The sequence below is a fragment of the Actinomadura rayongensis genome, assembly GCF_009831215.1.
Taxonomy (GTDB): Bacteria; Actinomycetota; Actinomycetes; order Streptosporangiales; family Streptosporangiaceae; genus Spirillospora; species Spirillospora rayongensis.
This window is the reverse complement of the sequence record NZ_WUTW01000001.1, coordinates 605,255-616,681: the sequence shown is the minus strand read 5'-3', so window position 1 is coordinate 616,681 and position 11,427 is coordinate 605,255. Positions and strand designations below refer to the sequence as shown.

14 protein-coding genes are annotated in these 11,427 nt (G+C 72.8%); 6 read left to right on the top strand and 8 right to left on the bottom strand.

Annotation, left to right across the window (positions count from 1 at the left end; translation table 11 throughout):
• The 3 genes from GQ466_RS02995 to fdxA all read right to left on the bottom strand — a co-directional run bounded on the left by GQ466_RS02995 (window position 1) and on the right by fdxA (window position 2,223).
• Window positions 1-606 carry a DUF4178 domain-containing protein gene (locus GQ466_RS02995; protein ID WP_161101210.1) on the bottom strand — a complete coding sequence of 202 codons (606 nt, stop codon included), beginning with the start codon at window positions 604-606 and terminating at the stop codon, window positions 1-3.
• Window positions 607-748: 142 nt separating this feature from the next.
• Entirely contained in the window at window positions 749-1,834 is a 1,086-nt protein-coding gene (gene dapC / locus GQ466_RS02990) for a succinyldiaminopimelate transaminase (protein ID WP_161101209.1), read from the bottom strand.
• A gap of 62 nt (window positions 1,835-1,896) precedes the next feature.
• On the bottom strand, window positions 1,897-2,223 hold the full coding sequence (gene fdxA / locus GQ466_RS02985; RefSeq protein WP_161101208.1) for a ferredoxin: 327 nt from the start codon (window positions 2,221-2,223) through the stop codon (window positions 1,897-1,899).
• Between the two features lie 177 nt (window positions 2,224-2,400).
• On the opposite strand from fdxA, the gene GQ466_RS02980 reads away from it, so the two are divergent.
• Window positions 2,401-2,646, top strand: coding sequence for a putative acetyltransferase (locus GQ466_RS02980; protein WP_161101207.1), 246 nt, complete (start codon window positions 2,401-2,403; stop codon window positions 2,644-2,646).
• A 3-nt stretch (window positions 2,647-2,649) separates the two neighbouring features.
• Here the strand turns inward: GQ466_RS02980 and GQ466_RS02975 are convergent, their stop codons facing one another.
• From GQ466_RS02975 to GQ466_RS02965, 3 genes are all read right to left on the bottom strand, one after another.
• The gene (locus GQ466_RS02975) at window positions 2,650-3,471 is read right to left on the bottom strand and encodes a polysaccharide deacetylase family protein (protein WP_161101206.1); all 822 of its coding nucleotides are present in this window, start codon (window positions 3,469-3,471) and stop codon (window positions 2,650-2,652) included.
• A 116-nt stretch (window positions 3,472-3,587) separates the two neighbouring features.
• Window positions 3,588-4,457, bottom strand: a complete 870-nt coding sequence (locus tag GQ466_RS02970; protein WP_103564075.1) for a crotonase/enoyl-CoA hydratase family protein — start codon at window positions 4,455-4,457, stop codon at window positions 3,588-3,590.
• A 35-nt stretch (window positions 4,458-4,492) separates the two neighbouring features.
• Complete coding sequence (locus tag GQ466_RS02965) at window positions 4,493-4,834, bottom strand: hypothetical protein (RefSeq protein ID WP_161101205.1); 342 nt, start codon at window positions 4,832-4,834, stop codon at window positions 4,493-4,495.
• A gap of 97 nt (window positions 4,835-4,931) precedes the next feature.
• Here GQ466_RS02965 and GQ466_RS02960 point away from each other — a divergent pair, with 97 nt between their 5' ends.
• On the top strand, window positions 4,932-5,708 hold the full coding sequence (locus GQ466_RS02960; protein ID WP_337193293.1) for a class I SAM-dependent methyltransferase: 777 nt from the start codon (window positions 4,932-4,934) through the stop codon (window positions 5,706-5,708).
• Window positions 5,708-6,307, top strand: a complete 600-nt coding sequence (locus GQ466_RS02955) for a hypothetical protein (RefSeq protein ID WP_161101203.1) — start codon at window positions 5,708-5,710, stop codon at window positions 6,305-6,307. The genes GQ466_RS02960 and GQ466_RS02955 overlap by 1 nt, the downstream gene beginning before the upstream one ends.
• On the opposite strand, the gene GQ466_RS02950 is transcribed toward GQ466_RS02955, so the two are convergent.
• Complete coding sequence (locus tag GQ466_RS02950) at window positions 6,304-8,208, bottom strand: glycohydrolase toxin TNT-related protein (RefSeq protein WP_161101202.1); 1,905 nt, start codon at window positions 8,206-8,208, stop codon at window positions 6,304-6,306. The two genes, GQ466_RS02955 and GQ466_RS02950, sit on opposite strands and share 4 nt — an antisense overlap.
• A gap of 209 nt (window positions 8,209-8,417) precedes the next feature.
• On the opposite strand from GQ466_RS02950, the gene GQ466_RS02945 reads away from it, so the two are divergent.
• Window positions 8,418-9,386: an alpha/beta fold hydrolase gene (locus GQ466_RS02945; RefSeq protein WP_161101201.1), complete on the top strand. Its 969-nt coding sequence runs from the start codon at window positions 8,418-8,420 to the stop codon at window positions 9,384-9,386.
• Here GQ466_RS02945 and GQ466_RS02940 read toward each other — a convergent pair.
• Window positions 9,355-10,269 (bottom strand): zinc-binding dehydrogenase, encoded by a 915-nt coding sequence (locus GQ466_RS02940; RefSeq protein ID WP_161101200.1) that lies wholly within the window; start codon window positions 10,267-10,269, stop codon window positions 9,355-9,357. The genes GQ466_RS02945 and GQ466_RS02940 overlap by 32 nt on opposite strands.
• An 88-nt stretch (window positions 10,270-10,357) precedes the next feature.
• Here GQ466_RS02940 and GQ466_RS02935 point away from each other — a divergent pair, with 88 nt between their 5' ends.
• Together GQ466_RS02935 and GQ466_RS02930 are read left to right on the top strand one after the other, a co-directional pair.
• A complete protein-coding gene (locus tag GQ466_RS02935; RefSeq protein WP_161101199.1) occupies window positions 10,358-10,690 on the top strand; it encodes a YnfA family protein in 333 nt (110 codons plus the stop codon).
• Window positions 10,691-10,803: 113 nt separating this feature from the next.
• Window positions 10,804-11,427: a hypothetical protein gene (locus GQ466_RS02930; RefSeq protein ID WP_161101198.1), complete on the top strand. Its 624-nt coding sequence runs from the start codon at window positions 10,804-10,806 to the stop codon at window positions 11,425-11,427.

The following is an 11,427-nucleotide window of genomic DNA, read 5'->3' as shown; positions in this document are numbered from 1 at the left end:
TCAGCCGCCGGGGTAGATCGTGAGCGAACCGTTGGGGACGCGCTCGCCGAGCCCCGCCTCCCATGACCCGTCGCCGTATCTTTCGAACGACAGATAGCGTCCGCCGGGGCCTTCGTAGTCGACGTACTCGACCCGTCCCCGCGCCGGAACGCCGGTCGTGCCCTCGGTGGTGTAGTCGGCGGTGCCGTGCTCGTCGCGCCGGTACTCGACGCCGTCGACGGTCAGCGTCCGCTCGCTGGGCGTGAGCCCTTCGGCGTCGTGCTCGGTCCACCAGACGACCTCAAGATCCGGGTCCTCCTCGACGGAGAGCCAGACCTTGCCGCCGGCGGCGGTGTCGGCGTCCAGCAGGTGCTCGGACCAGGTGAAGCCGCCCTCTTTCAGCCGCAGCGACCCGCGCACGAAGTACCGGACGCCGAGGTACTCCACCATGTCCCCGGCCTTCAGCGCCCGCGGATCCCCGCCCGCCTGGTCCTCGGCCGCGAACGGGTCACGCGGCGGCGCGATCGACGCCGGTGCCGAAGGAGCGCGGCGGCGCAACACCACGATCAGCACGACGAGCGCCGCGAGAACGAGCACGAGCAACACCGCGACGACCGCACCGAGCACCTGGAACCTCCGGAAAGCAACGACCCGTCACCCGAGAACCCGCGAATCGTATCGAAACAGCGGTATCCCGAGCTGATGGGACGCAGCACCCATCCGTCCGGTTCCGGACGTGACCAGCACGAATTCCCGTCCGCCCAAACCGTCAGAGGCGGGCGACGCCGGCTTCCACGCGCTCGTCGGTCGCCGTGAAGGCGATGCGGACGTGCTCGGCGCCCGCCGGACCGTAGAAGTCCCCCGGGCCGACGACGATGCCGAGGTCGGCCAGGTGCGCGACCGTGTCCCAGCAGGACTCCCCGCGCGTCGCCCACAGGTACAGCGACGCCTCGGAGTGGTCCACGCGGAACCCGTGCCGCTCGAACGCCCCGCGCAGGAGCGCCCGGCGGCGAGCGTAGCGTTCGCGCTGCTCGGCGACGTGCGTCTCGTCGGAGAAGGCGGCGACCATCGCGGCCTGCACCGGCGCGGGGACGATCATCCCGGCGTGCTTGCGGACCTCCAGCAGCCGCTTGACCAGCGCCGGGTCGCCGGTGACGAATCCGGCGCGGTACCCGGCGAGGTTGGAGCGCTTGGACAGGGAGTTGACGGCGAGCAGCCCCTCGTGCGTCCCGCCGCACACGTCCGGGTGCAGGATCGAGACGGGCGGGCGCTCCGGGTCCCACCCGAAGTCGAGGTAGCACTCGTCGCTGACGACGATCGTCCCCCGCTCGCGCGCCCACGACACGACCTTCCGCAGGTGCGAGGCGGGCAGCACCTTCCCGGTCGGGTTGGACGGCGAGTTCACCCACACGAGCGCGGGACGCGTCGGCCCGAGGGACAGCAGCCCGTCCGTCGCGAGCGGCGTCGCCCCGGCGAGGCGCGCCCCCACGTCGTACGTCGGGTACGCCAGCTCGGGGAACACGACCGTGTCGTCCGCGCCGAAGCCGAGGATCGTCGGCAGCCAGGCGACGAGTTCCTTGGTGCCGATCACCGGCAGGACGGCGTCCGGATCGGCCCCGCTCACCCCGTGCGTCCCGCGCAGCCACGCCGCGACCGCCTCGCGCAGCCGGGGCGTCCCGTAGGTCTGCGGGTAGCCGGGCGCGTCGGCCGCCGCGGCGAGCGCGGCGCGCACCGGTTCGGGCGTGGGGTCCACGGGCGTGCCGACCGACAGGTCCACGACGCCGCTGGGATGCGCGGCGGCCCGTTCCCGGTAGGGCAGCAGGCGGTCCCAGGGGAAGTCCGGCAGCGCGAGCACTTACCTCACCTCGATAAAAGAGTGGCCCCCCGGCGAGCGGGGGGCCACTGGAACAGACGGCGTCAGTCTTCCTGGCTCTGCGGAGGGAGCGCGGCGACGAGCGGGTGGTCCTTGTCGATCTTGCCCACCTTGGACGCGCCGCCGGGCGACCCGAGGTCGTCGAAGAACTCCACGTTGACCTTGTAGAAGTCCTTCCACTGCTCCGGGACGTCGTCCTCGTAGTAGATGGCCTCCACCGGGCACACCGGCTCGCACGCACCGCAGTCGACGCACTCGTCGGGGTGGATGTAGAGCTGTCGGTTGCCCTCGTAGATGCAGTCGACCGGGCACTCCTCGATACATGCCTTGTCGAGCAGGTCAACGCAGGGCTGCGCAATGACGTAGGTCACCTCAGTGACTCCTCTCCCGGTTCACCGCATGGCACGCGTGGCCTCCGCTCCCGCAGGGGCCGGAGCGGCGTCCGCGGGCTGGCTGGAGCGCTCCCCGCGACGCCACCGCACCCTGCGGCGGTTGTTCAGGTGCATAGTATGGCCGTCGCCGCGCAGTCGATCGGACCTGGGGGTCACATGTCCGGCCATCTCGCCGCACGGCTGGTGGTCTCCATCAGTGAGGCCGACGTGGGCCAGCGGATCTCGCTGCGCCGCCGTCTGCCTACGGGAGAGTACAGCGACGTGGTCGGCGTCCTCGAATCCTGGTCCGGCGGTACGCTGCGCGTCCGCCGGCGCACCGGCGAACTGGCCGAGGTGGACGCGTCGACGATGGTGGCGGCGAAGGTCGTCCCGCCCGCGCCGCCGCGCCGCCGGACGTCCTGACCGTCAGCGGCGCGGTTCGGCCGCGCGCTCGGGCGCGGACGGCGTCGGGACGGGCGGAACCCGCTCCCCGTAGGCCACCCCCGCCTGCATGGGCTTGTCGGTGGAGAACAGCTCCGACACGGTGACGGGCGTCAGCCCCTTCTTCTTGAGCCCCGCGAGGACGGTCGGGACGGCCGCCACCGTCGTCTTGTGGATGTCGTGCATCAGCACGATGCTCCCCCGGTGCGCCTGCCCGAGCGCCGCCCGCTCGACGCGCCGCGTGTCGCGGATCTTCCAGTCCAGCGTGTCGACGCTCCACAGCACCTCGGGCATCGCGATGTCCCCGCTGACCCGCTTGTCGACGGCCCCGTACGGCGGACGCATCAGCTTCGGCGTCACCCCGCCCGACGCCTGCTCGATCGCGCGCTGCGTCCGCTGCACCTGCGCCCGGACGGACGCGCTCGGCAGCCCCGTGAGCTGCGGATGCGACCAGCTGTGGTTGCCGATCTCGTGGCCCGCCAGCGCCGCGCGCCGCACCGCGTGCGGGAACGACGCGACGTTCTCGCCGAGCATGAAGAACGTCGCGCGGGCGCCCGCCGCCTGCAGATCGTTCAGCAGCGTCTCGGTGTACGGTCCCGGGCCGTCGTCGAAGGTCAGCGCGACGCACGCCGTCCTGGCGCAGTCGATCGCGCGGGGCGGCGGCGGCGCCTGCGGCGCGGACCGGGCGCGCGGCGCCCCGGCGAGCGCGTGTCCGTGGGTGGCGGCCTGCCGCCCCCCGGCGCCGCCGCACCCGGCCGCGACCGTCACCGTCAGCAGCGCCGCCGCCGCGCTCGCCCTCGTCCTCACCGCGAACCTCCGCACTCCGTCGAACCTCTCGGTGTTCGCATCCCCGCCCGCCGGGCCGGTTGAGATCGCGAAGGAGTACGGAAAGCGCAAAACCCCCGAAAATCGCCCGCTCGGGACTAGCGGACGGGCCAGTCCGGGACGTCCGCGGGCAGATCGGCGCTGACCCGCAGCGGGAACGACGGCGGGCGCTTCTCCAGGAAGGACGTCACGCCCTCGGCGGCGTCGGCGGCCGAGCCGAGCGCGGCCATGAGGCGCGAGTCGGCGGCGTGCGCGTCCCACGGCGACGGCGCCGACAGGCCCGACCACATCAGCCGCCGGATCGCCGCGACGGACACCGCCGAGGTGTTGTCGGCGATCTCCCGGGCGAGTTCGTAGGCGGCGGGCAGCAGCTCGTCCGGCGGCAGGACGCGCGAGACGAGCCCGCCGCGCAGCGCCTCGTCCGCGCCGAACACGCGGCCCGTCGCGGCCCACTCCATCGCCTGGGAGATCCCGACGAGCCGGGGCAGGAACCACGACGACGCCGCCTCGGTGACGATCCCGCGCCGCGCGAACACGAACCCGAACTTGGCCTTCTCGGCGGCGAACCGGACGTCCATCGGCAGCGTCATCGTCACCCCGACCCCGACCGCCGCGCCGTTGAACGCGCCGATGACGGGCTTGAGGCAGCGGGCGATGCGCAGCGCGACCGTGCCGCCGCCGTCGCGGGGCGTGCCGTCGTCCAAGACGTCGTCGCCCGCGAACATGTCCCGCGAGCGCTCCTGGTTGAACGTGTCGCCGCCGGCCTCCAGGTCGGCGCCCGCGCAGAACGCCCGGCCCGCGCCGGTCACGACGACGGCCCGGACGGCGTCGTCGGCGTCGATCCGGTCGAACGCGTCCAGCAGCTCGGCCCGCATCGTGCTGGTGTAGGCGTTCATCCGGTCCGGACGGTTCAGCGTGACCGTCGCGATCCCGTCCCGCACCTCGTGGACGATCTCGGTGTACGACACCCGGCGACCCCTCTCTCGAATACTGGAACCAGATTCTAGGAGGCGGCCTCCGGGAACAGCCGGGCGACGACGTCCCGGCGCCACTGCGCCACGTCCGGCGGCTGCGGGGGCGGCGGGACGACCGCGAGCGTGCCGTCCTTCTCCGGGACGAGCCGCAGCTCGACCCCGTCCGCCATCTCCACCAGCACCGGCAGCACCGGACCGGCGGCGGCGACCCGCGCCGCGACCGCCCCGAGCACCCGCGCCCAGCCCTGCCCGAGATAGGGCGGCAGGCCCGTGACCCGCACCTCCGGCAGCCCGCGCGCGGCGAGCCCGGCCGTGCGCAGCTCCAGTCCACCGGGCCGTTCGGCCCCGACGACGCGTACCTCGCCCCGCACCGTTCTCCTCCCCCGACCGGCGTCAGAACACGCGGTCGTGCGCGTCGCCGCATCGGCACGGCGTCCCGCCAGATAAATTACGACAGTGCATTGGGCCGTGACGACGTACGATTCCGCCTTCGGATACGTCTCCGCGCACGGCGCGCCCCTGGTCGACCTGCTCGACCCCCAGCCCGGCGAGAAGATCATCGACCTGGGCTGCGGCACCGGCGCGTTCAGCGCGGAGATCGCCGAGCGCGGCGCGGAGGTCCTCGGCCTGGACGGGTCCGCCGAGATGATCGCCCAGGCCGCCGCGCGCCATCCCGGGCTGTCGTTCTCCGTCGCGGACGCCCACGACTTCACCACCAGCGAGTCGTTCGACGCCGTCGCGTCCAACGCCGCCCTCCACTGGATGACCCGCGACCCGGACGCCGTGATCGCCCGCGTCCACGAGGCGCTGCGGCCCGGCGGACGGTTCGTCGCCGAGCTGGGCGGCGCGGGCAACTGCGCGGAGCTGATCGTCGCGATGCAGACGGCGTGGCGCGTCTTCGGCCTGCCCGAGCCCGACCTGCCGTGGTACTTCCCGAGCCCCGCCGAGTACGCGACCAAGCTGGAGGACGGCGGGTTCACGCTGCGCCTGCTCGAACACGCCGACCGTCCGAGCCGGATGGTCGAGGGCCCCGACGGCGCCGCCGACTGGGTCCGCGCCTACGCGCCGGGCGCGCTCGCCGAGGTGCCGCCCGAGCTGGTCGAACCGCTGCTGGCCCGCGTCAACGAACTGGCCGCGCCCGCGCTGCGCCGCGAGTCGGGCTGGGTGGCCGACTACGTGCGGCTGCGGTTCGCGGCGATCCGCAAGCCGGACGGCGCCACGCCCATGCCGGACGGACCGCTCTGATGCTCCTTCTGCGCGACGCCGCCGGGGAACTCACCGGCCTGCCCGGCGGGGCGGTCCTGCGGATCCGCGCGGACGCCGGGGCGCGCGGCGCCGTCGTCGCGGACGTGCTGCGCCGGGCGGCCGAGCGCGGCGGACGGCGCGTCCTGCTCGCCTTCTCCGGGGACTTCACCGCGCTCGGCGTCGCGCCGTCCCAGGATTTCGACGGCGCGCCCGATCTCGTGGCCGGGCCGGGCGGCCGGCCGGACGTGCCGCCCGCGTCCGGGCCGTTCGACGGGCCGGGCGCGCGGCTCGCCGTCCTGGAGACGCCCTACCGCGCGCCGCTCGACCTCACTCCGGCGCGTCTTTCGGCCGCCGCCGCCCGGCTGGACGCGTGGCGGACCTCGGTGGCGGCGTGGGCGCGCGAACCGGGCCGTCCGCCGGACCGCGCGTCGGTGCGCGCCGCCGAGACCGCCCTGGCCGACGACCTCGACGTCCCGGCGGCGCTCGCCGTGCTGGACCGGGTGGCCGCGAGCGACCTGGCGCCCGGCGCGAAGCTGGAGACGTTCATCGCTCTGGACCTGCTGCTCGGCCTGAACCTCGTGGCCCTGATCGGCCGCTAGGACTCGCGGGCGAGCGCGCCCTCGGCGACCAGGGCGTCCAGGGACGCGGCGAAGACGTACGCGGTGCCGCCGCCGGGCTGGTCGAACCACGGGACGGCCGTGCCCGACAGCGTCCACAGCGGGCGCAGCAGCCGGTACGCGCGGTACGGCCGCCGCTCCCACTCGGCGGGCAGCGAACGCTCGGGGAACGGGGTGTCCCGGGCGTAGACGACGTTGCCGTCCGGTTCGCCGTAGCGGTCCACGATCGTCCCGGCGGGCAGGCGCAGCGGCTTCGGGTCGCGGAACAGCGTCAGCGGCGGCTCGCCGGGCAGCGGCGCGATCGCCGGGACAGGCCCGGCGTCGTCGCGCGGCGGGATCAGCAGCAGTCGGCCGAGCAGGTGCGCCGCCGCGTCGTCGGCCGCGTCGAACCGGACCTCCTTCAGCCGGTCCCCGCCGACCTGCTTGAACACCGACCAGCCGTCGCCCTCGGGGATCAGGCACCACGCGTCGTCCTCGGCCGTCCCGATCCGGTACGCGGACGGGACGACGCCGAGATCGTCCAGCCGCCGTGCCACCCGTTCCAGCCACTTCGCCGGGTTCGGCCGCGGTGGCTCGGCCACGACGCGCTCCGGTGGCTTCTCGCCGGTGACGGCCGCGGTCGCCGCGTCCATCGCCTCGTCCGCGACCTGCGGCACCCGGAACCCGCGCGCGCGGACGTGCGCGACGAGGTCCGGCTCCGGCGGCACGCCGTGCTCGGCCAGGTAGTAGCCGACCGCGCCGGACCAGACCCACGTCCCGTCGGTGTGGAACGTCAGCGGGACGCGCTCGGGCCGCGCCGGGTCCAGCAGGTCGGGCGCGAACGACCGCGCCGCGAGCACGACCGGGCAGCGCCGCAGGTAGTCGGCCAGCGGGCCGCGCTCGGCGGGGTCGACGGGCGGACGCGACACGCTCGGGTTCTCGCCGTCCGGGCCGATGCCGTCGAACACCCGCGCCCGCCGCACCCCCGCGACGGGCTCGTCCGGCGGCGGCTCGGCGTCCGCCGCCGCGTCGCCCGCCAGCCGCAGCATCCACTCGGGGATCTGGTCGGTCGGGAAGCGCTCCAGCTCGCGCCGGATCTCCCGCGCGGGCGGCAGCGTGTTCCACGCGGGCTCGCGGTCGGACGTGAACGACGCCCGGCACCGGACGCTCGTCTCGTCGTACAGCACCTCGAAGTCGATGCGGAACCACGTCGAGCCCCGGAACGCGTGCGTCCCGGCGCGGAGCCGGTCCAGCAGGACGGCGGCGGCGGGCGGCGGCGTCCAGTCCGCGCGGGTGCCGTCGGCGCGCATGACCATGAGCGGCGGAAACTCCTCGTGCCCGCCCGTCGCCTGGTAGTACCCGAACACCTTGTGCCACAGCGGCGGGGCCTGGTCGGCGATCAGCGTCGTGAACCGGTTGGACAGCAGGTCCATCTGCTCCGCCTGGTTCAGCGGCGGGACGGCCGTGTCCCGGTCGTGCCCCGGCTCGCGCCCCTCGATGCGGTCGCGCAGCCAGCCGGGCATCTTCGCGCCGTCGCGCGGCAGGACGACCTGGTCGCGGCGCCACGCGTCGGCCGGGAGCGGCGGGTCCCAGCCCGGGTCCTCGTCGTAGTTGTAGAGGGGGCTCGCGGCGTCCGGCTCGACGAAGAACGTCATCGAGAACCAGGTGCCCTGCTCGGACAGGTAGTGGACGCGACGCAGCTCGGCCAGGGCGTCGCGCAGCGCGTCGGTCGGCTCGACGGTCTCCGGGCGTCCGTCGGCCGTGAGCACGGTCAGCGTGATCTGCTGCTCGGCGATCGTCGCGCGGCAGCCGAGGTCCAGGCGCCGCCAGCCGATCGGAGCCGTCTCCCGCGCCAGGTCCGCCGCGCGGCGTTCGAGTTCCGTGATCTGCTCGCTCCGCCCCACCGCGCCAGGTTATCGGCATGGACCCGGCGGGCGGGGACGGCGTACCGTCGCCTGCTGTGCGCAAGACGGTCGTGATCGTTCCCCTCGTCGTTCTGCTGGTCGCGTGCGTCTCGGTGGTCGCGATCGGGTGGTATTTCTCGTCTTTGGCGACCGCGGTGGAGCATGGGCGCTCTTATCGGTTCACCATTCGTGGGGTTTCCGGTGACACGGTGACGTTGCCGCGTGACTCCACGACGTCCCGTCCAGGGGTGTGGGGGCTGATCTGGCCCGGTGGACGCGCGGTGCTCGGGCCGATCGTCGGCGGGGACGCGCGGACGGTGCAGCGCCGTTTCTCGGTGGTCTTCGGCCGTCCGGCGCCGGGGGTGCGGGCCGTCATCGACCACTGGGTTTATGGGCGTGATCCGCGTCAGGATCTCGGGCTGGAATTCCGGGACGTGACCTATCCGTCGTCGCTCGGGCCCATGCCCGCGTGGTTCATGCCCGGGCGGTCGTCGGTGTGGGCGATCGCGGTGCACGGCCGGAACGCGTCGCGGTTCGAGACCTTTCGCGCGCTGAAGGCCGTCCATGCCGCGGGACTGCCGGTTCTCTCGATCTCCTATCGCAATGACGAGGGCGCGCCCCGGTCTCCCGACCATCGGAATCTGATGGGGTACACCGAGTGGCGGGACGTCGCCTCGGCCATCGCCTATGCGCGGGGGCAGGGGGCTTCGGGGGTCGTCCTGTACGGGTATTCGATGGGCGGCGGGATGGTGGTGAACGCCGTGCGGCACGACGCCTCGTTCGTCCGGGGGCTGGTGCTGGACTCGCCCGTCCTCGACTGGAACGCGACACTCGACAAGCAGGCGGGCCAACGATCCCTGCCGTCGTTCGTGACGGCCGTCGCGAAACGGATTCTGTCGTGGCGGACGGGGATCGACCTTTCGTCCCTGGACGCCCGGACCTATGCGCCGCATCTTCGGACGCCGACGCTTCTGTTCACCACCGACGAGGACGCGCTCGTGGACAACGGGCCGTCCTACTCGTTCGCCCGTCTCGCACCGCGCGGGATGGTGACGCACATTTCCGCGCACGCCGATCACACGGATGCGTGGAACGTCGATCCCGCCCGATACGAGAAGGCGTTGTCCGGGTTCCTCACGCCCCTGCTCAGCGCACGTCCAGAAGAGTCTTTCCCGTAGTCGCGCGGGCCTCGATGGCGCGGTGCGCGTCAGCGGCCCTTTCCAACGGGAACCGCTGTCCGATGACGGGCCGCAGGACGCCGGCCGCGCCCGCCGTCAACGCGCTGAGCGTGGCCTGCCGGAGCATCGCCGGGTCGGGCCTGGTGCTGACGAGCACGACGTGCCTCTCGTCGGCCTGCTCCTGCGTGATGCCCGCCCATTCGCCGCCGGCGAGGCCGTAACTGGCCATCCGGCCTTCGCTTCTGAGCGTGGTGAAGGCTTTCCTTCCGATGTCGCCGCCGACGCCGTCGAAGACGATGTCGACGTCCCCCACCGCCTTCTCCCAACCCTCTTCGCGATAGAGGACGACCTCGTCCGCGCCGAGTTCCCGCGCGAGCCGCGCCTTTCCCGCATCGCCCACGGCCGCGACGACGGTGAGCCCGGCGTTCTTGGCGAGCTGGACGAGCAACGACCCGACACCACCCGCCGCCGCCTCAACGAGCACCCGTTCGCCCTCTTGAGGCTCGGCGGCCTGGAACTGGAGCGTGGCCGTACGTCCGTCGGCGAGAAGGGCGACGGCGTGGTCGAGCGGAAGCCCGTCCGGCACCGCGTGAACGGCCAGGCGATCGGCGACCGCCACCTCCGCGTACCCGCCCGCGCCGCCGGTGGACGCGACGACGCGCCGTCCTTTGTCGTCCACCCCGCCGACACCGTTCCCGGGAATGAGCGGCGGCACGACCCGAAACGGCCCCCTCATTCCTCCGCGCATCTGCGTCTCGACGAACGTGACATTCGCGTACTCGACCTCAATGCGCACCTGCCCGTCGCCGGGAACCGGCTCCTCGGCCTCGCCCGGTACAAGCACTTCGGGTCCGCCGAACGCGGTGAGCCACACGGCACGCATGCTGGTTCCTCCTGAGGGGTCGGATCTCATGCGTCCACGCTGCAACCTCAACCGAACTGGAGGTCAAGCGCGGCCTAGGCTCGGCACCATGACCACCGTGCGCTCCCTGCTCCTCTTCGCCCTGGCCGCCGTAGCCGAGATCGGCGGCGCATGGCTGGTGTGGCAGGGCGTCCGCGAACACCGCGGCGCGGCATGGATCACCGCAGGCGTGGCAGCACTGGGCATCTACGGCTTCGTGGCGACCTTGCAGCCCTCAACGACGTTCGGCCGCATCCTCGCGGCCTACGGCGGAGTGTTCGTGGCGGGCTCCCTGGCATGGGCGATGGCCCTGGACGGCTACCGCCCCGACCGCTTCGACGTCCTAGGCGCCACGCTCTGCCTCTTGGGCGTAGCCGTGATCATGTACAGCCCTCGCACCTGACGTGCCCGTTTTCCACGATCTTGACCTTCGGCAACGAACGGCCTTTCTCACCGGCCCCGCCCTCTGTAAGCTTTCGCGCACGACGCCTCTGCTGTTGGACTGAGCGACTCGGGATGGCGATGCACGTCCGGCCGGTACGTTCCACCCCCGACGGCGGCCCCCGGCCACACCGCCGCGCGAGGACCGCCGCCGCACTCCTGCTCCCCCTGACCCTGACGGCGTCCGCCTGCGGCTCCACCACCCCCCGAGCCGGCACCTTCGCCCCCACCGGCGAAACAGCCACCCCCACCCCCCTCAACACCCCCACAGCAACCTCCGAGGACCCCGCCACCCTCCCCCCGGCCGAGATCGACAAAATCGTCCTGGCCCGCTACCGCGCCTACCAGTCCGCCTACCAACACGCCTACGAAACCAACGACCCCACAGCCCTCCCCACCGTCGCCATGGACCCCGTCCTCTCCCGCGTGACAACCGACATAGAACGAACCAAAGCCAAAAACGAAATCTGGCGCTTCACCAACATCTCCAACCCCCGCATCTACGCCCGCAGCAAAGACGGCCAGACTGTCTATGTGGCCGACTGTCTCCGCACCGTGGTCAGCTACAAGTACTCGGCCGTTACCGGGAAGCGGCTCGGCGGAGGAAAAGGGGGAGGTCTGGTGCACAGAACGGCCGTGCATTTCTCCGCCGGACTGTGGAAGGTCGCCGACGCCATCGACGACGAGCGAAAATGTTGA

What these genes read in the sequence shown, in the direction of transcription:
- GQ466_RS02980 (WP_161101207.1), top strand. Translation starts at nt 2,401, where the DNA reads ATGTCCGGCCATCTCGCCGCACGGCTGGTGGTCTCCATCAGTGAGGCC.
- GQ466_RS02955 (WP_161101203.1), top strand. Translation starts at nt 5,708, where the DNA reads ATGCTCCTTCTGCGCGACGCCGCCGGGGAACTCACCGGCCTGCCCGGC.
- GQ466_RS02940 (WP_161101200.1), bottom strand. Translation starts at nt 10,269, where the DNA reads ATGCGTGCCGTGTGGCTCACCGCGTTCGGCGGACCCGAAGTGCTTGTA.
- GQ466_RS02935 (WP_161101199.1), top strand. Translation starts at nt 10,358, where the DNA reads ATGACCACCGTGCGCTCCCTGCTCCTCTTCGCCCTGGCCGCCGTAGCC.
- GQ466_RS02930 (WP_161101198.1), top strand. Translation starts at nt 10,804, where the DNA reads ATGGCGATGCACGTCCGGCCGGTACGTTCCACCCCCGACGGCGGCCCC.